Raw genomic sequence first — 369 nt, 5'->3', positions numbered from 1 at the left:
TCCTGGCTCAGCGGGTGTCCTCCCTTTTTCCCCTCCCCCTCCCTCCCCTCTCTCCCCTTTTTCTCTCCTTCCTCTTTTTTCTCTCCCTTTTTCTTTTCTTTTTCCTTCCTTCCTCTTTTTTTCTTCTTTTTCTCTTTCTTCCCCTCTCTCTTCCCCTCTCCCCCCTCTTTTTCTTTTCTCCTTTCCTCCCTTTCCCTCCCTCCTTCTTTCTTTCCCTTTCTTCCCTTCTCCCCTCCCCCTCTTTTTTCTCTTTTCCTCTCTCTTTTCCTCCCTCTCCCCCTCCTCCCCCCCTCTTCCTTCCTTCCCCCTCCCCTCCCCCTCCTCCTCCTTCCCCCCTCCTTTCCCCTTCCTTCTTTCTCTCTCCCTTCT

1 protein-coding gene is annotated in these 369 nt (G+C 52.8%); it reads right to left on the bottom strand.

Annotated elements, in window-relative coordinates; genetic code table 11:
* Positions 1–7 precede the first annotated feature (7 nt).
* A partial coding sequence (locus tag H3Z84_RS17385; RefSeq protein WP_199457597.1) for a hypothetical protein occupies positions 8–369 on the bottom strand: 362 nt, incomplete at its 5' end.

The sequence above is a fragment of the Marinobacter sp. bablab_jr003 genome (assembly GCF_016464245.1).
GTDB lineage: Bacteria > Pseudomonadota > Gammaproteobacteria > Pseudomonadales > Oleiphilaceae > Marinobacter > Marinobacter vinifirmus.
Note: the sequence above shows the minus strand (reverse complement) of the source record. Positions and strands in the feature narration are given on the sequence as shown.